Source organism: Pseudomonas sp. LB3P81, assembly GCF_054897965.1.
Window position 1 is genome coordinate 5,176,032 of sequence record NZ_JBUBVG010000001.1, and the last position, 24,475, is coordinate 5,200,506.

Below are 24,475 nucleotides of genomic sequence, written 5' to 3' on the forward strand. Positions count from 1 at the left end.
GGAGCGGGCTTGCTCCGGGCGGCGTTCCGACGAAGCTTTTAAGAGGCCCACCCGGGTTTACGCTTCTGCACAAAAGCCATCGTGCCCTCGACCCCTTCAGCCCCGGTCACCGCTTCGCTGAACCACTCGGCCGCCTCATCCAGCAACGCGTCCGACGGCTGCCCCGCACTCGCCAGCAACAGCTTTTTGGTCGTCGCATTCGCTTCCGGCGCGCAGCACAGCACATGGGCCAGAATTTCGTCGAGACGCTCGGCCAGCGCTTGTGCGTCATGCTCGACAAAATGCACCAGCCCCATGCGTCGGGCCTGTGTGCCATCGAACCGCGCCGCGGTGAGCGCCAGCCGTCGAGCCTGGGTCAAACCGATGCGCTGAACCACGAACGGCGCGATCTGCGCGGGCAGCAAGCCGAGGCTGGTTTCCGGCAAGCCGAATTGCGCCTGATGATCCGCCAGGGCGACATCGCTGACGCACGCCAGCCCCAATCCACCGCCGAGTACCGCGCCTTGCAGCACCGTGATCACCACTTGCGGCGCGTGTTGCACTTCCTGCAACAGCGCGCCAAACGCCCGGTTCAGATCGCGGTAGGCCGACTGTCCTTGGGCGCGGGCATTGGCCATGTCCTTGATGTCGCCGCCGGCGCAGAAGTGCCCGCCGGCACCGCCAATGACCAGGGCCCGAATCTCACGGTCATCACGCACTGCCGACAGCACCGAACGCAACTCGGCAACCATCTGCAAACTCATGGCATTGCGGCTTTCCGGGCGGTTGAGGGTGATGTGCAACACGCCGTTATGCGGTTCGAGCAATAACGTCTGGCAAACCGGCAGGGTGCTCATTTCTTTTTCCCCGGCAGGATGCCCATGAGTTTGCAGATGATCCCCAGCATGATTTCATCCGCTCCACCGCCAATCGATACCAGTCGCACATCGCGGTAGGCGCGGGCCACCGGGTTGTCCCACATGAAGCCCATGCCGCCCCAATATTGCAGGCAGCTGTCGCTGACTTCGCGACCCAGTCGCCCGGCCTTGAGTTTGGCCATCGACGCCAGACGCGTGACGTCCTGACCTTTGATGTATTGCTCGGTGGCCTGATAGACCAGCGCTCGCAGGCATTCGATTTCGGTTTGCAGCTCGGCGAGGCGGAAGTGGATGACCTGATTGTCGATCAGTGCATTGCCGAAGGTTTTGCGTTCCTTGCAGTACTCGATGGTGCTGTCGATGCAGTATTCCAGGCCCTTGATCATGTTCGCGGCACCGAACAGACGTTCCTCCTGGAATTGCAGCATCTGCATCATGAACCCCGCGCCTTCATGACCGATGCGGTTGCGCTGCGGTACGCGCACGTTGTCGAAAAACACCTGGGCGGTTTCCGAGCTGCGCATGCCGAGCTTGTCCAGGTTCGAGCTGAGGCTGATGCCGGGGGTGTTCATCGGCACCATGATCAGCGACTTGTTAATGTGCGGCTTGTCATCCGAGGTGTTGGCCAACAGGCAGATGAAATCGGCGCTCGGCGAGTTGGTGATCCACATCTTGCTGCCGTTGATCACGTAGTCGTCGCCTTCCTTGCGGGCGGTGGTTTTCAAGCCGGCCACGTCGGAACCGGCACCGACTTCCGACACGCCGATGCAACCGACCTGTTCGCCGCTAATCGCTGGCCGCAGGAACTCTTCACGTAGTTCATCGGAACCGAAACGCGCCAGCGCCGGCGTGCACATGTCGGTCTGCACGCCGATGGACATCGGGATCCCGCCACAATGAATGGTGCCGAACTCTTCGGCGGCGACGATCGAATAGCTATAGTCGAGCCCCATGCCGCCGAATTTTTCTGGTTTGGAAATCCCCAACAAGCCGAGCTCACCCGCCTTGCGAAAGATGTCGTGGATCGGAAAACGCCCGGCCTTTTCCCACTCCGTGACATGCGGGTTGATCTCGTGATCGACGAATTGGCGAACGGTGCGGCGCAGTGCTTCGTGTTCCTGGGTGAAGATCATTTTTATTGTTCTCCTCTGGCCGGTTCAGAACCGGGCCACGCCAAAACTGTTGGTTTGCAGCGGCCGTACGCCGGCCTCATGACAGATGTCCAGCAAGTAACCGAGCAAGGTCCGGGTATCCCGGGGATCAATCAAACCGTCGTCCCACAGATTGGCACTGCCATACAGCGCGGTGGACTGGCTGTCGAGTTTCTGCGCGGTGACCTGCTCCAGCATGTCGAGCATTTTCGGGTCAGGCACCAGACCGTCCTTGAGCTGTTTGGCCTCGGTGACGATCCGCAGGACTTTGCCGGCCTGAGCGCCGCCCATCACCGCAGTGCGGCTGTTGGGCCAGGCGAAGATGAAGCGCGGGTCGAGGCCGCGGCCGCACATCGCATAGTTGCCGGCGCCATAGGAACCACCGACAACAATCGTCAATTTCGGCACCCGGGCGTTGGCCACCGCCTGGATCATCTTGGCGCCGTGCTTGATCACGCCTTGTTGCTCCGACTCGGTGCCGACCATGAACCCGGTGGTGTTGTGGAAGAACAGCAGCGGCGTCCGGCTCTGGTCGCACAGCTGAATGAACTGCGCAGCCTTGCTCGCGCCTTTGGGCGTGATCGGGCCGTTGTTGCCGATGAACCCGCAGGCGCGACCCTGAATCTGCAGATGACCGCAGACGGTCTGTTGATCGAACTCCCCCTTGAACTCGAGGAAGTTAGAACCGTCGGCAACTCGCGCGATGATTTCGCGCACGTCGTAGGGTTTTTTCGGGTCATCGGGAATCAGCCCGAGCAGTTCATCGATGGGGTACAACGGTTCTTCCCATCGGCGCTCGGGTAACCAGGACAACTGATCATTCCATGACAACAGCCTGACAATCTCCCGCACCTGACGCACGCCATCGGCATCGTTTTCGGCCAGGTATTCAGCGGTGCCGGCGGTTTGCGCATGCATCTCGGCGCCGCCCAGTTCTTCATCGGTGGCGACCTCTCCGGTGGCGGCCTTGAGCAAGGGCGGGCCGGCGAGAAACAGCTTGGCTTTGCCACGCACCACCACCACGTAATCCGACAACCCCGGTTGATACGCGCCACCTGCCGTGGCTGAGCCATGGACCACGGTGATCTGTGGCAACCCCATGGCCGACATCCGCGCCTGATTGGCAAAGCAGCGTGCGCCTTCGACGAAAATCTCCGCAGCGTAATTAAGGTTGGCGCCACCGCTTTCGGCGAGGGTAATCACCGGCAGTTTGTTCTCCATGGCGATCTGTTGCAGGCGCAGGGACTTTTTCAAACCACTGGGAGAAATGGTCCCGCCCTTGATCGCGCTGTTGTTGGCTACTACCAACACTCGAACGCCGGACACATAACCGATCCCGGCGATCAAGCCACCGCCCGCCGAGCTGCCGTCCTTGTCGTCATGCAACTTGTAGCCGGCCAGGCTTGCCAGTTCAAGGAACGGCGCACCGGGGTCGAGCAACAGGTTGAGGCGTTCACGGGGCAGCAATTGCCCGCGCTTGTCGAACTTCGGTTTGGCTTCGGTCGCTTTGTTCAGCAGGTTTTGTTCGAGCTGAAGGACCTGCTCGATACCGGCCAGCATCGCTGCACGGTTCTGGGCGAACTGTTCGCTGAACGGGTCGACTTGCGACTGAATGACCGGCATGACTTATTCCTTGTCCTTGAGCACTTCGGGTAAGTACGCGCGGTGGAAACCGTTGTACGACTCACTGTTCGTCGCCTTGTGGATCGGCCATGCCCGACCGCCAAGGCTGGCGGCACCGTCGATGCGCAAGGTGCTGCCGCTGACAAACGCCGCGGCCGGGCTGAGCAGGAAAACGATCGCCGCACTGACTTCCGATTCGGTGCCGATGCGTTTCAGCGGCACGTGCTCGCGCAAGGTTGGAATCACCGCTTTGAACGCGCCTTCGTAAGTGTCCATGCCGCTGGAGGCGATCCAGCCCGGCGCCACCGCGTTGACCCGCACCCCGGCGTAACCCCATTCGAACGCCGCGGTCTTGGTCAGGTTGTCCATGCCCGAGCGCGCCGCGCCCGAGTGGCCCATGCCGGGCATGCCGCCCCACATGTCGGCGAGCATGTTGACGATGGCGCCGCCGTGTTTGCTCATGGATTGATTGAACACTTCCCGGGCCATCAGGAAACCGCCCACCAGATTGGTGCGCATCACGGTTTCGAAACCCTTCTGATTGATCGAGGCCAACGCCGACGGGAATTGGCCGCCGGCATTGTTGACCAGTCCATGAATCGGACCGTGCTTGCGGATCAGTTCGCTGACCAGATGCTTGACCGCTTCTTCGTCGCGAATATCGCAGGTCTGCCAATCGGCCTTGCCGCCATCCTCGACAATTTCGGCAGTCACGGATTTCAGTTTGTCGGCATTGCGCCCGATCAACAGCACATGGGCGCCGAGGGCCGCCAGTTCATGGGCGGTGCAGCGGCCGATGCCGCTGCCGCCACCGGTGACGATGATGTTTTGGCCGGCAAACAGATCGGCTTTGAAAATCGAATCGTAGGCCACGGCGGCAGTCCTCTAGTTGACCTGGTCGGCGATGCGCTGAGGCACCGGAATCTGGATGTCCAGCAGTTGTTGGGCAAAGGCTTTGCCTTGCGGATCGATCCGCAGACTGGCCACGCCGCCCCCGCCCAGGGCGTTTTCCAGCAGAAAATTAAGGCTGTGGGTCGCGGGCAGATACCAGCGCTCGACGCGGCCGTGAACCGGGTCGAGCACGTGGCTCATCCAGTCGACGATCACTTCCGGGGTCAAGGCTTCGGCGATCCACGGCAGGTACTCCGGCTCGCGGGCCATGACGCCGATGTTGCTGTGATTGCCTTTGTCACCGGAGCGCGCGACCGCCAGTTTGATCAGCGCCACGCTGGCATCGGCGCGGCCGGTGGGTTTCGGTGGGTCGAACGGCACCGGCAGGTCCGCGGTGACGAGTGCGTCGAGGGCGGGCAGGGCGCACGGGTGACGCTGACCGTTCAGATCAATGTCCAGCGTGCAGGCGCTTTTGTCGATGAGGAACGAGAACAGCCGGATCAGCGGATACACCGTCGGCCGCCCGCCGACGATCCCGGTCAGCCCTGGCGCCATGCCGGTGGCGGCTTGGGCGATTTCCCGGGAGAACACGATCAACGCCTGCTTGTTCGGGTGGCGCACGGCGAGTTTGATCACCACTTCGCGACTGTCCTGGCGCTGGCCATGCGGGCCGTAGGTCGCCTCGCTGCCGAGCAGTTCAATATTGACTTCGCTGTAGGGCGCCCAGCCGCGCTGGCTGAACATTTCCGAGGTCTTGTTGATGATCGCTTCGCTGACACGACGGGCCTTGTCGACCGCATCGATCCCGGCGATCAGGCAACTGGCGGTGCAGCGGAAACCGTCCGGATACGTGGCACTGACCTTGTACTGATCGGTCGGAGGCAAACCTTTGGCGCCGTGCACCTGAACCGCGTTCCTGCCTTGTTGCTGAAGTTTGACGTGAGTGAAATCGCAAACCACGTCGGGCAAGAAATAAGCCTGCGGGTTGCCGATTTCATAGAGCATTTGTTCGCCGACGGTGAGGGGTGTAACCAGGCCGCCGGAGCCTTCGGGTTTGCTGACGATGAACTGGCTGTCGGCGCTGACTTCGACGATGGGGAAACCGATGTGTTCGTAATCGGGCACGTCGCGCCAGTCGGTGAAGTTGCCGCCGGTGCACTGGGCGCCGCATTCGATGATGTGCCCGGCCAGGGCGGCTTGAGCAAGTTTGTCGTAGTCGTGCCAGGACCAGCCGAATTCATGCACCAGCGCGGCACTGACCACGGCGCTGTCGACCACGCGCCCGGTGATCACTATGTCCGCACCCAGACGCAAGGCTTCGACAATGCCCGGCGCGCCGAGGTAGGCGTTGGTGGAAACGCACATCGGCGGCAAAGGGGCGCCGCTGAACATTTCGTGGAGGCCGCGGCTGCTCAGCTGTTTGAACTGCGGTTGCAAATCATCGCCCAGCAGTACGGCAATCTTCAGCGGCACGCCGGCCTTGTCGCAAGCCGCTTGCAGCGCGGCGGCGCAGGCGTGTGGATTGACGCCACCCGCGTTACTGATGACGCGGATTTTCTGTTCGGCGAGTGGCCCCAGCAGAGGGCTGAGGACTTCGATGAAGTCGCTGGCGTAGCCGGCCTGTGGATCTTTCATCCGCGCACCGGCCATGATCGACATCGTGATCTCGGCCAGATAATCGAATACCAGGTAGTCCAGATGCCCGCCTTCCACCAGCTGCGCGGCGGCGGTCGAGGTGTCGCCCCAGAAGGCGCTGGCGCAACCAATGCGAATCGTTCCAGGCACAGCCCTTTCCATAGCCACCTCCGACAGACGTGCATCGAGACTACCAAGCAAGCGCTTGGTTTGTAAACGACTGAAATATCTTCTGCCCGAGCGCTTGCTTGGTTGCCATTGTCAGCTTAAATTGCCCGCGCAACCCCGCTGTTTTAGCGGTGAATACGACTGTAGGAGAGAACGGGTGGATGAGCAAAAAGCCCTGAGGGTCATGCGCGAACTGGTTGACAGCGGCCAGTTGACCGACCCGGACAGTGCCCGTGGCAAACTGCTGCAAGTCGCGGCTCACCTTTTTCGCAATAAAGGCTTCGAGCGCACCACGGTACGCGATCTGGCCGGCGCAGTGGGCATACAGTCGGGGAGCATTTTTCATCACTTCAAAAGCAAGGACGAGATCCTGCGGGCGGTGATGGAGGAAACCATTCGCTACAACACCGCGTTGATGCGTGCCGCGATCGCCGAAACCGAAAACGTGCGCGAGCGCGTGCTGGCGTTGATTCGCTGCGAATTGCAGTCGATCATGGGCGGCAGCGGCGAGGCCATGGCGGTGCTGGTGTATGAATGGCGTTCGCTGTCCGAAGACGGCCAGGCAAAGGTGCTGGCACTGCGCGACATCTATGAAGACATCTGGCTGAAGGTGCTGGGGGAAGCCAAGGACGCGGGATTCATCCGCGGGGACGTGTTCATCACCCGCCGTTTTCTGACCGGTGCGCTGTCCTGGACCACGACCTGGTATCGTGCGGATGGCAGCATGAACCTCGATCAATTGGCCGATGAGGCGTTGATTCTGGTGCTGGAAGAAAAACAATAGTTTCGCGCAGGACAACAGAAAACTGGCTAAGTGGCGGAAAACGCCTAGCTTGATTGGATTGATGCGTATTTTTTGGGGAGTGGGAGTCTGATGTCTTCGCCAATTAGGATGGCCTCGCGGCTTTTGCTGGCGGCGCTTGCGGCGTTGTGGGTATTGCCGTCTCCAGCTGCGCAGCTGGTGCGGGTCGGTGCCGCGCATTTTCCGCCTTATACCGTGCGCCCGGAATCCGGTGCCGACACCGGCCTGTTGCCGCAACTGGTCGAAGCGCTCAATGCGTTACAAAGCGAATATAAGTTCGAGCTGGTGCCGACTTCCATTCCGCGACGCTTCGGTGACTTCAAGCAGGGCCGGGTGGACATGGCGATTTTCGAGAACCCGGACTGGGGCTGGAAGGACATTCCCCACACCAGCGTCGACATGGGGCTCGAGGATGCCGAGATTTTTGTCGCACAACGTATGCCGGACCGTAAGCAGAACTATTTTACCGACCTCACCGGCAAGCGGCTGGCCGTGTTCAGCGGCTATCACTATGAATTCGCCAACTTCAATGCCGACCCGAAAGTCCTCGCACAAAACTACAACGCCACACTGACCTATTCCCATGACAGCAATCTGCTAATGGTGCTGCGCGGGCGCGCCGACATTGCCCTGGTGACGCGCTCTTACCTGTTCGATTACCTGCTGCGCAACGAGAAGGTCGCTGATCAGTTGCTGGTGTCCCAGCGCATTGATCAGGTCTATCACCACTACGCCATTCTTCGTCCCGAGGCGCCGATCAACGGCGAGGCATTCGGCAAGTTGCTGAAAGGATTGCGCGATAACGGCCAGATGCTGAAGATTTTCGATCCGTACAAGATCGCAGTGGTGCCGATTCCGGGCAGTTGAACACGCGTTACAGATCGCGTGTCTGCCTGCATTGCTTAAATTTTCCGTGTTGGCTGACGTCACATCGTTGAACTGTCGACGATTACCGTGAGCCCGACCCATGCCCGATCTGAATGACCTGACTGCCCTGGCCTTGCCGACAGGGCGTCGCCTTGTCGCTGAAGAAAGCGAAAACCGGTTGAGTCTGAGCCTGAATGCGCAGCCGCTAATCACCCTTCGCCTGACGCGTGAGTCCGGCTTGCAGGTGGGGGTCGAGACGCGCTTCGACACTCAGGCAATGTGGGCCGCCACTTATTGGCTGTTCGCCCGTGATCCGGCCTGCCAGCACCTGACCTTGCACCTCGCTGAAGTTCCCGTTGAAGCCTTGCTCAGTGGATTGCTGATCCCGACGGAAATCACCGGTCAGTATCGCTGCGAGCGCACGTTGTTCTGGCAGTTACCGCAGCCTTGGCTGGGGGCGTCGCTGACTGGCAGCTATCCACAGCGCATGGTGGTCAGCGGCGGCAAGCGTCATCCGTTACGGCCAGTGAAGCCACGCGGTGAAGTGTATCGGCGTTTCGATGCACGGCTGGGCGCGTGGATTTCCCTGCGAACGGTGGATATCGACCTGGACCTTGCGCGGTTCAACCGCTGGCAAAACAGTGCGCGGGTGGCGAGTTTCTGGCAGGAAGAGGGCAGCCTCGAACAGCATCGTGAGTACCTGGGCAAACTCGAAGCCGATCCGCACACCGTGACGCTGATCGGCTGTTTCGATGATCAGCCGTTTGCCTATTTCGAAGCCTACTGGGCCAAGGAAGACCGCATCGCGCCGTTCTACGAGGCAGGTGATTACGATCGCGGCATTCACATGTTGGTCGGCGAGGAAAACCATCGCGGTCCGCACAAGGTGGCGAGCTGGTTATCCGCGTTGACGCATTACCTGTTTCTCGACGATCCCCGCACCCAACGGGTGGTCGCCGAGCCGCGCGCCGATAACGCGAAGATGATCGGTTATATGCAGGGTCAGCGTTTTTACTGCGAGAAAGAGTTCGACTTCCCGCACAAGCGCGCGGCGTTGATGGTGCTGGGGCGGGAGCGGTTTTTTGAGCGGTGTGTGTTGTCTTGATTTGGCGTTAAACCTAAAAGATCGCAGCCTTCGGCAGCTCCTACGGGGTTATGCATTCCATGTAGGAGCTGCCGTGTGGTGGTCGAACGTTTTTGGACCATGATGTAGGAGCGTCGATTTAAGGAAGCATCATGGGATATCGGGTTGTTACCTCTGAGGAAAAAGCGGAAGCCATTCGCTTGGTTGTGGAGATGAATTACTCCATACCTAAAGCCTGTGAGGCTACAGGTGTGGGGCCAACAGCGTTACGCCGCTGGGTTTCACGCTGGCGCCGGGAGCAGGAAGGAATTGTGCAAGCTCCTCGCCTACAGGATCAGGAGCTGATTGAGTCGCTCCAGGCGAAACTGGCGCTACTTGAAGCCGAGAACCAAGTGCTAAAAAAGCAATTGCCCTCTCATCTAAAGGTTCTGTTCGGTCGAACCAAGTGATTGATGGCATCAGAGGGGCAATGTCGATTCGGCGTATGTGTGTCTTGTTCGGCTTGGCCCGCAGCAGCTATTACGTGAAACGTAAAGCCGTGCGGCAGCGACCAGTTTTGGGAGATCTGGGGAGTAAACTTCGTGCGTTGCATAAGCAGCATCGAGAAGCATTGGGTACTCGCGGGCTATCCAAGGAGTTGAGGAAAGAGGGAGTTTTTATAGGGCGTTATCGAATGCGTACCTTGATCAAGACCTTTGACCTACAGCGGCGCAGGCCACGTTATGCGCACTATCGCCGGGCCACGAAGCCAGCTGTCGTTGCACCGAACATACTTGATCGTCGTTTCAATCCAGCCCGGTCAGACACGCTTTGGGCAGGTGATATCACCTACATCAGAGTGGGACATGGCTGGCTGTACCTGGCAGTGGTGATGGACCTGTTTTCGCGCAGGATTGTGGGATGGGCTTGCTCACGAACAGCGGATGCCGAGCTGTCTATGAAGGCACTGAAGCTTGCGGTAGCACTACGCCGTCCGATGCCTGAACTGCTATTTCACTCTGATCAGGGCTGCCAATACACCGCCGATCGCTTTGTTGAGTGCTTGGCAGAAAACCGGATCGTTCAGAGCATGAGTCGTCGAGGTAACTGCTGGGATAACGCAGTAGTCGAGCGCTACTTCAGGACGTTGAAGCACGATTGGATGCCGGAAAACGGATACCAGAATCATTTCGAAGCGGAGAAGGATGTGATGGATTTCATCTCGCACTACAACCATCGCCGTTGCCACTCAGCCTCGAACAACTTGCCGCCTGCGCTGTTTGAGCAGCAGGCGGCTTAATGCTCCTACGGAGTGGTGCAAAAAAACTGAACCACTACACCGAAGGCTGCGATCTTTTGATCTGACGATGCCAATCAACGACGGACAAAGGTATCCGCGCGACTGCCCGACACCTTGCGGCAATGCACCAGCGCATCACGAATCATGAAGTTCACCAGGGTCGGCGAAACACCGAGCTCCTTGGCGATGTCCTTTTGCGGCACACCGTGCAGGCGGTACATCTCGAAGGCGTAGCGGGTGCGGCTCGGCAGCTCCGTCAACGCGTCGGCGATGTTTTCCAGGGTCGAGAAGTTGATGTGCGAGGTTTCCGGCGAAGCGCCTTGAATCACCACGTTCAACCCTTCCTCTTCAGGCCCCGAATACTTCTGCTCCAGCGCCTGTTTGCGGTAGTGATCGATCGCCAGGTTGCGCACGATCTGGAACAGGTAACTGAGCTGAGCCTTGATCGAGGATGTGATCTGCGGCGCCGATTGCAGACGGAAGAACGCATCCTGAACCACATCTTCGGCACGTGACCGGCAGCCGGTAATACGGGCGGCAATCTTGACCAGAATCAGTCGGTTTTCCACGAATGCCTGAAGTAGCGGTGAATCGCACCTGCTTGTGGATACTTGTTCCGTCATGGAAGTCACCTTGCTGCAAATGGGGTCGTGGGACGACAGGAGAAGAGGAGCCGTCCTACACATCGAGCGACAAATTATTCTGGATGATAATGATTGTCAATTGAGAAAGAGAACTAATGCTTCTCATTGGTGCAGAGTGAGAACTGCGACACGCTGTCGCACACGTCTGAGGCAGCCGCCCCCGTTGACGATCACGCCTGCCGACTAATTATTTCAAGACGTCATCCGTTCTCATTGGTGAATGGAACAGCGCAATCCTCATAACCCTGTAGGAGCAGCCGGTCGACGCTCGATCGCTCGCGATGGTCGTCAACGATGGCGATGGCGATGGGCGCCTGACACCCCGCGGCGTTCTCCTTTTTTTCGCGAGCAAGCTCGCTCCTACAGCCGAATTCAGGCAGGAAACCTCATGACCGACGCGTTCGAAATACCTGGCACACTGGTCCAAGCTCTTCAGCGCCGCGCAGCCCTGACGCCGGATCGGGTGGCCTTGCGTTTTCTCGCCGAAATCCCGGATCAGGCGGTGGTGCTCAGTTATCGCGAGCTGGATCAACGGGCGCGCACCATTGCCAGTGCGTTGCAGGCCGAGACGGATTTTGGTGATCGCGCTGTACTGTTGTTTCCCAGCGGTCCGGATTACGTCGCGGCGTTTTTTGGTTGCCTGTATGCGGGCGTGATTGCGGTGCCGGCTTATCCGCCGGAGTCGACCAAGCGTCATCACCAGGAGCGTCTGCTGTCGATCATCAGCGACGCCGAACCGCGTCTGCTATTGACCAGCGCCGGCCTGCGCGACGCCTTGCTGCAAATCGAAGGCGCACCGCCGCTGCTGTGCGTCGACACCCTTGATGCTGCGCTGGCGCAGCGTTGGGTCGAGCCGAACCTGAAAGACGATCACATTGCCTTCCTGCAATACACCTCCGGCTCCACGGCGTTGCCTAAAGGTGTGCAGGTCAGCCACGGCAACCTGGTGGCCAATGAACTGCTGATTCGCCACGGTTTCGGCATCGACCTGAACCCTGACGACGTGATCGTCAGCTGGCTGCCGCTGTACCACGACATGGGTTTGATCGGCGGTCTGTTGCAACCGATTTTCAGCGGCGTGCCGTGCGTGTTGATGTCGCCGGCGTACTTCCTTGGCCGGCCGTTGCGCTGGCTGGAGGCGATCAGCGAGTACGGCGGCACCATCAGCGGCGGGCCGGATTTTGCCTATCGACTGTGCAGTGAGCGGGTCAGCGAATCGGCGCTGGAGCGCCTCGACCTGAGTGGTTGGCGCGTGGCGTATTCCGGTTCCGAACCGATTCGCCTCGACACCCTGGACCGTTTCGCCGAGAAGTTCGCGAGCCGCGGTTTCACCCCGGACAGTTTCATGGCGTCCTATGGACTGGCGGAAGCCACCTTGTTCGTCGCCGGCACACCCCGTGGCCAAGGCATCGGCAACGTGCGCGTGGACGATCAAGCGTTGGCGCAGAACCGTGCGGAGGCGGGTGAGGGCAGCGCGATCATGAGTTGCGGCATCAGCCAGCCGGATCACGCGGTCCTGATTATCGACCTATTGGCGCTTACCGAACTGGCAGACAACGCGGTCGGCGAAGTCTGGGCCACCGGGCCGAGCATCGCCCACGGCTATTGGCGCAACCCCGAGGCCAGCGCCAAGACTTTCGTGCAACACCGTGGAAAAACCTGGCTGCGCACCGGTGACCTGGGCTTCCTGCGCGACGGTGAACTGTTCATCACCGGGCGCCTGAAAGACATGCTGATCGTTCGCGGTCACAACCTGTACCCGCAAGACATCGAACAGACCGTCGAGCGTGAAGTGGAAGTGGTGCGCAAAGGTCGCGTCGCTGCGTTCGCGGTGAACATCGACGGTCAGGAAGGCATCGGCATCGCTGCGGAAATCAGCCGCAGCGTGCAGAAAATCCTGCCGCCCGAGGCGCTGATCAAAGCCATTCGCAAAGCCGTGGCCGAGGCGTATCAGGAAGCGCCGAGCGTGGTGGTGTTGCTCAATCCGGGCGCATTGCCCAAGACCTCCAGCGGCAAACTGCAACGCTCGGCGTGCCGCAATCGCCTGGCGGATAGCAGCCTCGACAGCTACGCGGTGTTCCCGTCGGCGGCCACTGCAAACGAAGCAAAAACCGAGTCGGGTTCCGAGCTGCAAACCCTGATCGGCCAGATCTGGTCCGAGCAGTTGCAGGTGAAACAGATCAGTGCCGACGACCACTTCTTCTTGCTCGGCGGCAACTCCATCGCCGCCACTCAAGTGGTCGCGCGCCTGCGCGAAGAGCTCGGTCTGGAGCTGAACCTGCGCCTGCTGTTCGAAGCGCCGACCCTTGGCGCATTTGCCGCCGCGGTCGCGCAGCAACAACAGGACGGCGGCCTGGCCCAAGGCGCGATCAGCACGCGGTCGCGCAGCGAAGCGCTGCCGCAATCCCTCGCGCAAAACCGTCTGTGGATCACCTGGCAGCTCGACCCGCAAAGCAGCGCCTACAACATTCCCGGCGCCTTGCGTTTGCGCGGTGAACTGGATGAAGACGCCTTGCGCGCCAGCTTCCAGCAACTGATCGAACGCCACGAATCCCTGCGCACACGCTTCTTCGAACGTGACGGGGTGGCGCTGCAACAGGTCGATGCCGCTGGCGAATTCAACCTGCAACGGATCGACATCAGCGATTTACCCGTCGCCGAGCGTGAAGTCCGCGCGCAGCAAATCCGCGAGGACGAAGCGCACACCCAGTTCGATCTGGAGAAAGGCCCGCTGTTGTGGGTGACGCTGGTGCGCCTCGATGATGAGGATCACCAATTGCTGGTGACGATGCACCACATCATCGCCGATGGCTGGTCGCTGAATGTGCTGATCGACGAATTCTCGCGCCTGTACGCTGCCGCGTCCCAGGGACAAACGGCGGCGCTCGCACCATTGCCGACTCAATACGCCGATTACGGCAGCTGGCAACGCCAGTGGCTGGCGCAAGGCGAGGGCGAACGGCAACTGGCCTACTGGAAAACGCAGTTGGGCGATGAGCATCCGACCCTGAGCCTGGCCACCGATCACCCGCGTTCGGTGCAACACCTGCACAGCGCCGCACGCCACACCGTACGGTTGGGCGCGACCCTCAGCGATGCCGTTCGCCAGACTGCCCGGGCCCACGAATCCACTTCATTCATGCTGTTGCTCGCGACGTTCCAGAGCCTGCTGCATCGCTATAGCGGCCAACGCGACATCCGCATCGGCGTGCCGAACGCCAACCGTCCGCGCCTGGAAACCCAGGGACTGATCGGCTTTTTCATCAACACCCAGGTGCTGCGTGCCGAGGTGGATTCGCGGCTGCCATTCATTGAGCTGCTGGCGCAAACCCGCCAGGCGGCTTTGGGCGCGCAAGCCTATCAGGACCTGCCGTTCGAACAACTGCTGGAAGCCTTCCCGCAAGCCCGCGAACAAGGCTTGTTCCAGGTCATGTTCAACCATCAGCAACGGGACCTGAGCGCACTGCGTCGCTTGCCTGGACTGTTGGCCGAAGAACTGCCGTGGCACAGCCGCGAAGCCAAGTTCGACCTGCAACTGCACAGCGAAGAAGACCGTAACGGTCGTCTGAGCCTGTCCTTCGACTACGCCAGCGAACTGTTCGACGCCGCGACCATCGAGCGACTGGCCGAGCATTTCAGCAACCTGCTGCGTGCCATCTGCGAGCAGCCGGCCACTGCCGTCGGCGACCTGCAATTGCTGGCGTCGAGCGAGCACGATCAGCAACGTTCGTGGAGCGCCGCACCGTGCACGCCGGCAAACCAATGGCTGCCGGAACTGCTCAACGAACAGGCTCGCCTGACCCCGGAACGCATCGCATTGACGTGGGACGGCGGCAGTCTGGACTTCGCCGAACTGCACGCCCAAGCCAACCGTCTCGCGCATTACCTGCGCGACAAAGGCGTCGGCCCGGACGTTTGCGTGGCCATCGCCGCCGAGCGTTCGCCGCAGTTGCTGATCGGCCTGTTGGCGATCATCAAGGCCGGCGGAGCCTACGTGCCGCTGGACCCGGATTATCCGGCCGAACGCCTGGCGTACATGCTCTGCGACAGCGGCGTGGAATTGCTGCTGACCCAAACCCGATTGCTCGACCGACTGCCGGCCAGCGACGGCGTCAGCGTGATCGCCATGGATGCGCTGCATCTTGAGAACTGGCCGAGCCAGGCGCCGGGTTTGCATCTGCACGGCGACAACCTCGCTTACGTGATTTACACCTCCGGCTCCACCGGCCAGCCGAAGGGCGTCGGCAACACCCACGCGGCCCTCGCCGAACGCCTGCAATGGATGCAGAACACCTATCGCCTGAACGACACCGATGTGCTGATGCAAAAAGCGCCGATCAGTTTCGACGTGTCGGTGTGGGAATGCTTCTGGCCGCTGATCACAGGTAGCAGCTTGCTGATCGCCGGCCCCGGCGAACACCGCGATCCGCACCGCATTGCACAGCTGGTTCAGCAGTACGGCGTGACCACGCTGCACTTTGTGCCGCCACTGCTTTCACTGTTCATCGACGAACCGCTCACCGCCGAATGCACCAGCCTGCGCCGGGTGTTCTCCGGCGGCGAAGCCTTGCCTGCCGAGTTGCGCAACCGCGTGCTGGAGCAACTGCCGGCCGTGCAACTGCACAACCGTTATGGCCCGACCGAAACCGCGATCAACGTCACTCATTGGCATTGCAGCACGGTCGATGGCGAACGCTCGCCGATTGGCCGTCCGCTGGGCAACGCTATCTGCCGCGTGCTCGACAGCGATCTCAACCCGGTGCCGGCCGGTGTGCCGGGTGAGCTGTGCATCAGCGGCATCGGTCTGGCCCGAGGCTATCTCGGGCGTCCGGGTCTGACGGCTGAACGCTTTGTCGTCGATCCACTGGGCGAGCAGGGCGCACGTCTGTATCGCACCGGCGACCGTGCACGCTGGACCGCCGAGGGCGTGATCGAATACCTCGGCCGCCTCGATCAGCAGGTCAAACTGCGCGGCTTCCGCGTCGAACCGGAAGAAATCGAAGCGCGTCTGCTGGCTCAGGATGGCGTCGAGCAAGCCGTGCTGCTGGTGCGTGAAACTGCGGCCGGCGGGCAATTGGTCGGCTACTACACCGCCACCAAATCCAGCGAATCCGAAGACACTCAAACCGCACGCCTGAAAACCGCGCTGGCGGCCGAGCTGCCGGAGTACATGGTCCCGGCGCAGCTGATGCGTCTCGACGAAATGCCCCTCAGCCCAAGCGGCAAGCTCGACCGTCGCGCCTTGCCTGAACCTCAGTGGCAAGCGCGCGAACACGTTGAACCGGTCACTGAACTTGAACAGCAGATCGCCGCGATCTGGCGTGAAGTGCTGGGCCTGAAGCAGATCGGCCTGCGCGACGACTTCTTCGCCCTCGGCGGTCACTCGCTGCTGGCCACACAAATCATCTCCCGCACTCGTCAGGCTTGCGACGTCGAGTTGCCGCTACGAGCCTTGTTCGAAAACAGCGAACTGGGCGCATTCGCCGAGCAGATTCAACAGATCCAGGCCAGCGGTCGTACCAACCAACAGCCGCCGATCGAGAAAGTCGACCGCAGCCAACCGGTGCCGCTGTCCTATTCCCAGCAGCGCATGTGGTTCCTCTGGCAGATGGAGCCGGACAGCCCGGCCTACAACGTCGGCGGCATGGCGCGGTTGCGCGGGGTGCTGGATGTCGGGCGCTTCGAGACCGCGTTGCAAGCGCTGATCATGCGTCACGAAACCCTGCGCACCACGTTCCCGAGTGTCGACGGCGTGGCGCAACAGCGAGTGCACCCGGAAACCGGAATGCGCATGGACTGGAAGGATTTCTCGGCGCTGGATGCAGACAGCCGAGAATGGGCGGTCCAGCAACTGGCCGACGACGAGGCGCACAAACCCTTCGATCTCGAAACCGGACCGCTGCTGCGCGCCAGCCTGGTCAAGACCGCCGAGCACGAACATTACCTGGTGCTGACCCTGCACCACATCGTCACCGAAGGCTGGGCGATGGACATTTTCGCCCGGGAGCTCAGCGCGCTCTACGAAGCGTTTGTCGATGACCGCGAATCGCCATTGGCGCCGCTGCCGGTGCAATACCTCGATTACAGCGTCTGGCAGCGTCAGTGGCTGGAATCCGGCGAGCGTCAGCGGCAGCTCGACTACTGGACCGCGCAACTGGGCCGCGAACATCCGCTGCTGGAATTGCCTGCTGACCGTCCGCGTCCGCCGGTGCAAAGCCATCAGGGCGAGCTGTTCCGTTTCGACCTGAGCGACGACCTCGCCGCACGGGTTCGCGCCTTCAATGCCCAAAACGGTCTGACCCTGTTTATGACCATGACCGCCGCGCTGGCTGTGCTGCTTTACCGCTACAGCGGCCAGACCGACCTGCGCATCGGCGCACCCGTAGCCAACCGTATTCGTCCGGAAAGCGAAGGGCTGATCGGTGCGTTCCTCAATACTCAAGTGTTGCGTTGCCAGCTCGACGGGCAAATGTCGGTCGGTGAATTGTTCGAGCAGGTGCGTCACACCGTGATCGAAGGCCAGTCCCATCAGGACTTGCCGTTCGATCATTTGGTTGAAGCGTTGCAGCCGCCACGCAGCGCCGCGTACAACCCGTTGTTCCAGGTGATGTGCAACGTGCAGCGCTGGGAATTCCAGCAAAGCCGCACGCTCGCCGGCATGACCGTCGAGTACCTGGCCAACGATGCGCGCGCGACCAAATTTGACCTCAATCTGGAAGTCACCGACCTCGATCATCGCCTCGGTTGCTGCCTGACTTACAGCACCGATCTGTTCGACGAGCCACGCATTGCGCGCATGGCCGGGCACTGGCGCAATCTGCTGGAAGCGCTGCTGGCCGATCCGCAACAGCGCCTCAGTGAACTGCCGTTGCTCGAAGCCACGGAACAGCAAAGGTTGCTCGACAGCCTCGGCGTCGAGCCGGGCGAACATCGACTGGATCAGTGCATTCATCACCTGTTCAGCGAGCAGGCCCTGGTGCGCAAGGATGCGCCGGCGCTGACGTTCACCGGTGAAACCCTGAGTTACGCCGAGCTCGACAGCCGCGCCAATCGCCTGGCCTGGATGCTTCGCGAGCGGGGTGTTGGCCCGCAGGTCCGCGTCGGTCTGGCGCTTGAGCGGTCACTGGAAATGGTCATCGGCCTGCTGGCGATCCTCAAGGCGGGCGGCGCCTACGTGCCGCTGGACCCGGAATACCCGCTCGATCGTCTGCACTACATGATCGAAGACAGCTGCGTCGGTTTGCTGCTCAGCGATGCGGCGATGTTCAAAGCCCTCGGTGATCTGCCGGCAACCGTAGGTCGCTGGTGCCTCGAAGATGACGCCGCCGAATTGGCCAATTACCCGGCCACCGAGCTGCCGTTTATCAGCCTGCCGCAACATCAGGCGTACCTGATTTACACCTCGGGCTCCACCGGCAAGCCGAAAGGCGTCGTGGTGTCCCACGGTGAAATCGCCATGCACTGCCGCGCCGTGATCGAGCGTTTCGGCATGCGCCCGGACGACTGTGAGCTGCATTTCTATTCGATCAACTTCGACGCCGCGACCGAACGTCTGCTGGTGCCGTTGTTGAGCGGCGCTCAAGTGGTCTTGCGCGCTCAAGGCCAGTGGGACGCGGAAGAAATCTGCGGGCTGATCCGTCGCCATCACATCAACATCCTCGGCTTCACCCCAAGCTACGGCAGCCAACTGGCGCAGTGGTTGGCGACTCAAGGCGAAACCCTGCCGGTGCGCATGTGCATCACCGGTGGTGAAGCGCTGACGGGCGAACATTTGCAGCGGATTCGCGCGGCGTTCAAACCGAGCCTGTTCTTCAACGCTTACGGCCCGACCGAAACCGTGGTCATGCCGTTGGCCAGTCTCGCGCCGGAACAGCTTGAAGAAGGGCTGGGCAGTGTGCCGATCGGCAGCGTGATTGGTGCGCGTGTGGCGTACATCCTCGACGCTGATCTCACGTTGGTGCCGCAAGGCGCGACCGGTGAGTTGTATGTCGGCGGTGCCGGTCTGGCGCAGGGTTATCACGACCGTCCGGGCATCACGGCGGAGCGCTTTGTGGCCAATCCGTTTGCGGCCGATGGCGGGCGGATTTATCGCACCGGCGACTTGGTGCGTCAGCGCGCCGACGGGTTGGTGGAATACCTTGGGCGCATCGACCATCAAGTGAAAATTCGCGGTTTCCGCATCGAGCTGGGCGAGATCGAAACCCGTCTTCTGGAGCATGAATCGATCCGTGAAGCTGTGGTTCTGGCGCTCGATGCACCGAGCGGCAAACAACTGGTCGGGTACTTTGTGGCAAGCACTGGGGTCACCGACGTCGCGGAGCAAGACGAAACGCAACAAGCCGAGCTGCGCGAAACCCTCAAGGCTCATTTGAAATCGCAATTGCCGGATTACATGGTGCCCGCGCACCTGATCCTGCTGGCCAGCATGCCGCTGACCGCCAACGGCAAACTCGACCGTCGTGCATTGCCGGCACCGGACCCCGAGCTGAATCGTCAGGACTATGTGGCGCCGAGCAACGAGCTGGAACTGACGTTGGCGCAGACCTGGTGCGAAGTGCTGAACGTCGCGCAGGTTGGTCTCAACGACAACTTCTTCGAACTGGGCGGCGACTCGATCCTGTCGATCCAGGTGGTCAGCCGTGCGCGGCAGCAGGGCATTCACTTCAGCCCGCGTGACCTGTTCCAGCACCAGACCGTACAAGCACTCGCCGCTGTGGCGGGCCGCACGGAGCAGGTCACGGCCGAGCAAGGCTTGCTCACCGGCGAATCGCGTTTGACGCCGATCCAGCACTGGTTCTTCGACACCGACCTTCCCGAGCGTCAGCACTGGAACCAGGCGTTGTTGCTGGAACCGACCGTTGCGCTGGAGCCTCATCGTCTGGAGCAAGCGCTGCTGGCGGTGATCGAACAGCACGACGCCTTGCGCCTGCGTTTCACTGAAGCTGCGGGCGAATGGACGGCGGCGCACCAGAAGGTGGGAGGCGCGCCGGTGCTGTGGCAAGTGCGTGTGGCGGCGATGGATAAATGCGCGGCGCTGTTTGCCGATGCCCAGCGCAGCCTCGATCTCGAACAGGGGCCGTTGATGCGTGCGCTGCTGGTCGATGGTCCCGAAGGCCAGCAACGGCTGTTCTTCGCGATCCATCACTTGGTGGTGGACGGCGTTTCCTGGCGCGTATTGCTCGACGATCTGCAAACGGTGTATCGCCAACTGGCGGCTGAACAGTCGGTCAAACTGCCGGCGAAAACCAGCGCCTTCAAGGACTGGGCTGCACGCTTACAGGCGTATGCCGGCAGCGAATCCTTGCGTGAAGAGCTGAGCTGGTGGCAGTCGCAGTTGGCCGGGCCGGGCGCCGAATTGCCGTGTGATCGACCTGAAGGCGGCCGGCAGAATCGTCATGCGCAAACCATCAGCGTGCGCCTCGATAGCGAGTACACCCGGCAACTGCTGCAACGGGCACCGAGCGCCTATCGCACGCAGGTCAACGACCTGTTGCTGACGGCATTGGCCCGCGTGCTGTGCCGTTGGAGCGGTCATGCATCGGCGTTGATTCAACTCGAAGGCCACGGTCGCGAGGCGCTGTTCGACGAGATCGACCTGACCCGTACCGTTGGCTGGTTCACCAGCGCCTACCCGCTGCGCCTGACCCCGCAGAACATCGAAGAAGCCGCCGGGCAGGGCGCGTCGATCAAGGCGATCAAGGAACAACTGCGCGGCGTGCCACACAAAGGCCTGGGTTATGGCGTGCTGCGTTACCTCGCTGATGACCCGTGCCGTGAAGCCATGGCTGCGTTGCCGGTGGCGCCGATCACCTTCAACTACCTCGGCCAGTTCGACCAGAGTTTCGGCGCGGACGCGTTGTTCCGTCCGCTCGATGAAGCCGTCGGCGCCGCCCACGATCCGAAAGCGCCGCTGCCCAACGAGCTGAGCGTCGACAGTCAGGTTTACGGCGGTGAACTGGTACTGCGCTGGACCTTCAGCGCCGAACGTCACGATCCGCAAACCATCAGCGAACTGGCGGACGCCTACCTCGGCGAATTGCAGAGCCTGATCGAGCATTGCCTGCGCGACGAGGCGGGCGGCCTGACGCCGTCGGACTTCCCGCTGGCGAAGCTGACCCAGCCGCAACTCGACGCACTGCCGATTCCGGCCGCCGCCATCGAAGACGTGTACCCGTTGACGCCGATGCAGGAAGGCATGCTGCTGCACACCTTGCTGGAACCGGGCACCGGCCTCTATTACATGCAGGACCGCTACCGCATCAACAGCGAGCTCGATCCGCAGCGTTTCGCCGAGGCCTGGCAAGCGGTGATTGCCCGTCATGAAGCCTTGCGTGCGTCGTTCTGCTGGAACGTCGGCGAAGACATGTTGCAGGTGATCCACAAGCCGGGCAGCACGCCGATCGAATACCTCGACTGGACCGCCATCGCCGAGACCGAGCAAGAACCGAAGTTGCAAGCATTGCTGAAAAGCGAACGCGAAGCCGGTTTCGATCTGCTTAACCAGGCGCCGTTCCATCTGCGCCTGATCCGCGTGGGCGAGGCGCGTTACTGGTTCATGATGAGCAACCACCACATCCTGATCGATGCCTGGTGTCGCTCGCTGCTGATGAACGATTTCTTCGAAATTTACATGGCCCTCGGCGAAGGTCGGGATGCGCAACTCGCCGTGCCGCCACGTTATCGCGATTACATCGGCTGGCTGCAACGCCAGAGCCTGGCCGAGGCTCGACAGTGGTGGAAAACCAACCTGCAAGGCTTCGAACGAACCACGCCGATCCCGAGCGACCGACCGTTCCTGCGCGAGCATGCCGGTGACAGCGGCGGGATGATTGTCGGCGACCGCTACACCCGACTCGATGCCCGCGACGGTGCGCAACTGCGTGAACTGGCGCAGGCCCATCAGTTGACCATCAACACCTTCGCCCAAGCGGCGTGGGCCTTGGTGCTGCGGCGTTTGAGCGGTGATCGCGACGTGCTGTTCGGCGTTACGGTGGCCGGGCGCCCGGTGGAAATGCCGGAGATGCAGCGCACCGTCGGACTGTTCATCAACAGCATCGCGCTGCGGGTGAAGATGCCCGAGGACGACCAGCGTTGCAGCGTTCGCCAGTGGCTCAGCGGTTTGCTCGACAGCAACATGCAGCTGCGCGAGTACGAATACCTGCCGCTGGTGAGCATTCAGGAAAACAGCGAGTTGCCGAAGGGCCAACCGCTGTTCGACAGCCTGTTCGTTTTCGAAAATGCGCCAGTGGAAGTCTCGGTACTGGACCGTGCGCAGAGCCTCAACGCGACCTCGGATTCGGGCCGGACCCACACCAACTTCCCGCTGACAGCGGTGTGTTATCCGGGCGATGACCTGGGCTTGCACCTGTCTTACGACCAACGTTATTTCGACGAGTCGACCGTTGAACGCATGCTGGGTGAGTTCAAGCGCTTGCTGCTGGCGCTGGTTGAAGGCTTCCACGGCGACATGGCGGACTTGCCGTTGCTCGGTGCCGAGGAACAGGATTTCCTGATCCACGGCTGCAACCAGAGCTCGCACGATTACCCACTGGAGCAGAGCTACGTTGCGTTGTTTGAAGCGCAGGTCGCTGAGCATCCGCAGCGAATCGCCGCCAGTTGCCTCGATCAACAACACAGTTATGTCGAGCTGAACCAGCGCAGCAACCGTCTCGGCCATGGGTTGATCGCGGCGGGTGTGGGGCTGGATCAACCGGTGGCGTTGCTGGCCGAACGTAACCTCGATCTGCTCGGGATGATTATCGGCAGCTTCAAGGCGGGTGCGGGTTATCTGCCGCTGGACCCGGGGCTGCCGAGTCAGCGTCTGAGCCGGATCATCGACCTGAGCCGTACGCCGTTGCTGGTGTGCACGCAGGCCTGTCGCGAACAGGCGGTGGCGCTGCTGGAAGAGTTCGGTTGCGCCAATCGGCCGAAGTTGCTGGTGTGGGAAGAGGTTCAGGCGAGCAATGTGTCGGTGGCGAATCCGGGCATCTACAGCGGCCCGGATAACCTCGCCTACGTGATCTTTACCTCGGGTTCGACGGGGCTGCCGAAAGGTGTGATGGTCGAACAGCGCGGCATGCTCAATAACCAGTTGAGCAAGGTGCCGTACCTCAATCTCGGCGACGCCGATGTGATCGCCCAGACCGCTTCGCAAAGCTTCGACATTTCGGTCTGGCAGTTCCTCGCCGCACCGTTGTTTGGTGCGCGGGTGGACATCGTGCCGAACACCATCGCCCACGATCCGCAAGGCTTGCTGGCACATGTGTCGGCCCAGGGCATCACCGTGCTGGAAAGCGTTCCTTCGCTGATTCAGGGCATGCTCGCCCAGGAACGCATGAGCCTCGATGGCTTGCGCTGGATGCTGCCGACGGGTGAAGCGATGCCGCCGGAACTCGCGCATCAGTGGTTGCTGCGCTACCCGGACATCGGGCTGGTGAATGCTTACGGGCCGGCGGAATGCTCGGACGACGTGGCGTTCTTCCGCGTCGACATGGCCTCGACCCGCGGCAGTTATTTGCCGATCGGTACGCCGACCGACAACAACCGTTTGTACCTGCTCGATGGCGCGCTGGACCTGGTGCCGTTGGGTGCGGTCGGTGAGTTGTGTGTGGCCGGCACCGGTGTCGGACGCGGTTATGTCAGCGATCCGCTGCGCACCGCACAGGTGTTTGTGCCGAATCCGTTTGGCGAGCCGGGTGATCGTTTGTATCGCACCGGCGACCTGGCCCGCCGTCGCAGTGATGGCGTGCTGGAGTACGTTGGCCGCATCGACCATCAAGTGAAGATTCGCGGTTACCGCATCGAACTGGGTGAAATCGAAGCGCGTCTGCATGAGCAACCGGAAGTCCGCGAAGCGGCGGTCGGGGTGCAGGAAGGCGTGAACGGCAAGCATCTGGTCGGCTATTTGGTCGCGACTGATTCATCACTCAATCCGACCGAGCGACTGGAGCGCATCAAGCAACGACTGCGCGCCGAGCTGCCGGAATACATGGTGCCGCTGCACTGGTTGTGGCTGGAGCGGATGCCGCTCAATGCCAACGGCAAACTGGATCGCAAGGCACTGCCGGCGCTGGAGATCGGCCAGTTGCAGAGCCAGGACTACCAGGCGCCACGCAATGAACTTGAGCAGACTCTGGCGGATATCTGGACCGAGGTGTTGAAGGTCGAGAAGGTGGGGATTCGCGACAATTTCTTCGAACTGGGCGGGCATTCGCTGCTGGCGACGCAGATTGCGTCGCGGGTGCAAAAAGCCCTGCAACGGGATGTGCCGCTGCGGGCGATGTTCGAGTGCAGCACGGTGGAGGAACTGGCGGAGTACATCGACGGGTTGGCCGCAAGTGACATCACCGAGGAGAAGGTGGATCGGTTGAATGACTTGATGGCGGAGTTGGAGGGCCTGTAATTCTCTGGCGTCTGTGTGGGCCTCTTCGCGAGCAAGCCCGCTCCCACATTTGACCGCGTACTCATGGAGGAC

Annotated in this window: 12 protein-coding genes; 6 read left to right on the forward strand and 6 right to left on the reverse strand. The window is 61.3% G+C overall.

All coding sequences use genetic code 11. The features are described from left to right. Window positions 1–38: 38 nt before the first annotated feature. The 5 genes from ACYZTL_RS24135 to ACYZTL_RS24155 are packed head-to-tail and all read right to left on the reverse strand — an operon-like array spanning window position 39 to window position 6,307. Window positions 39–836, reverse strand: coding sequence for an enoyl-CoA hydratase/isomerase family protein (locus ACYZTL_RS24135; RefSeq protein WP_461953834.1), 798 nt, complete (start codon window positions 834–836; stop codon window positions 39–41). Further along, window positions 833–1,990, reverse strand: a complete 1,158-nt coding sequence (gene atuD, locus ACYZTL_RS24140; protein WP_461953835.1) for a citronellyl-CoA dehydrogenase — start codon at window positions 1,988–1,990, stop codon at window positions 833–835. The genes ACYZTL_RS24135 and atuD overlap by 4 nt, the downstream gene beginning before the upstream one ends. A gap of 24 nt (window positions 1,991–2,014) precedes the next feature. Further along, complete coding sequence (gene atuC, locus ACYZTL_RS24145; RefSeq protein ID WP_461953836.1) at window positions 2,015–3,631, reverse strand: geranyl-CoA carboxylase subunit beta; 1,617 nt, start codon at window positions 3,629–3,631, stop codon at window positions 2,015–2,017. Between the two features lie 3 nt (window positions 3,632–3,634). Next, window positions 3,635–4,504 (reverse strand): SDR family oxidoreductase, encoded by an 870-nt coding sequence (locus ACYZTL_RS24150; RefSeq protein WP_461953837.1) that lies wholly within the window; start codon window positions 4,502–4,504, stop codon window positions 3,635–3,637. A gap of 12 nt (window positions 4,505–4,516) precedes the next feature. After that, a complete protein-coding gene (locus tag ACYZTL_RS24155; RefSeq protein ID WP_461953838.1) occupies window positions 4,517–6,307 on the reverse strand; it encodes an acyclic terpene utilization AtuA family protein in 1,791 nt (596 codons plus the stop codon). 175 nt (window positions 6,308–6,482) lie between these two features. Here ACYZTL_RS24155 and ACYZTL_RS24160 point away from each other — a divergent pair, with 175 nt between their 5' ends. From ACYZTL_RS24160 to ACYZTL_RS24180, 5 genes are all read left to right on the forward strand, one after another. Next, window positions 6,483–7,109, forward strand: a complete 627-nt coding sequence (locus ACYZTL_RS24160; RefSeq protein ID WP_461953839.1) for a TetR/AcrR family transcriptional regulator — start codon at window positions 6,483–6,485, stop codon at window positions 7,107–7,109. A gap of 90 nt (window positions 7,110–7,199) precedes the next feature. Continuing rightward, on the forward strand, window positions 7,200–7,994 hold the full coding sequence (locus ACYZTL_RS24165; protein WP_461953840.1) for a substrate-binding periplasmic protein: 795 nt from the start codon (window positions 7,200–7,202) through the stop codon (window positions 7,992–7,994). A 100-nt stretch (window positions 7,995–8,094) separates the two neighbouring features. Next, window positions 8,095–9,099 carry a GNAT family N-acetyltransferase gene (locus ACYZTL_RS24170; protein ID WP_461953841.1) on the forward strand — a complete coding sequence of 335 codons (1,005 nt, stop codon included), beginning with the start codon at window positions 8,095–8,097 and terminating at the stop codon, window positions 9,097–9,099. A 131-nt stretch (window positions 9,100–9,230) separates the two neighbouring features. After that, window positions 9,231–9,527, forward strand: coding sequence for a transposase (locus ACYZTL_RS24175; protein ID WP_461951414.1), 297 nt, complete (start codon window positions 9,231–9,233; stop codon window positions 9,525–9,527). A gap of 35 nt (window positions 9,528–9,562) precedes the next feature. Beyond that, a complete protein-coding gene (locus ACYZTL_RS24180; RefSeq protein ID WP_461950135.1) occupies window positions 9,563–10,357 on the forward strand; it encodes an IS3 family transposase in 795 nt (264 codons plus the stop codon). A gap of 74 nt (window positions 10,358–10,431) precedes the next feature. On the opposite strand, the gene ACYZTL_RS24185 is transcribed toward ACYZTL_RS24180, so the two are convergent. Further along, window positions 10,432–10,980 carry an RNA polymerase factor sigma-70 gene (locus ACYZTL_RS24185; protein WP_461953842.1) on the reverse strand — a complete coding sequence of 183 codons (549 nt, stop codon included), beginning with the start codon at window positions 10,978–10,980 and terminating at the stop codon, window positions 10,432–10,434. A 409-nt stretch (window positions 10,981–11,389) separates the two neighbouring features. Here ACYZTL_RS24185 and ACYZTL_RS24190 point away from each other — a divergent pair, with 409 nt between their 5' ends. Next, window positions 11,390–24,403 carry a non-ribosomal peptide synthetase gene (locus ACYZTL_RS24190; RefSeq protein ID WP_461953843.1) on the forward strand — a complete coding sequence of 4,338 codons (13,014 nt, stop codon included), beginning with the start codon at window positions 11,390–11,392 and terminating at the stop codon, window positions 24,401–24,403. Window positions 24,404–24,475: the final 72 nt, after the last annotated feature.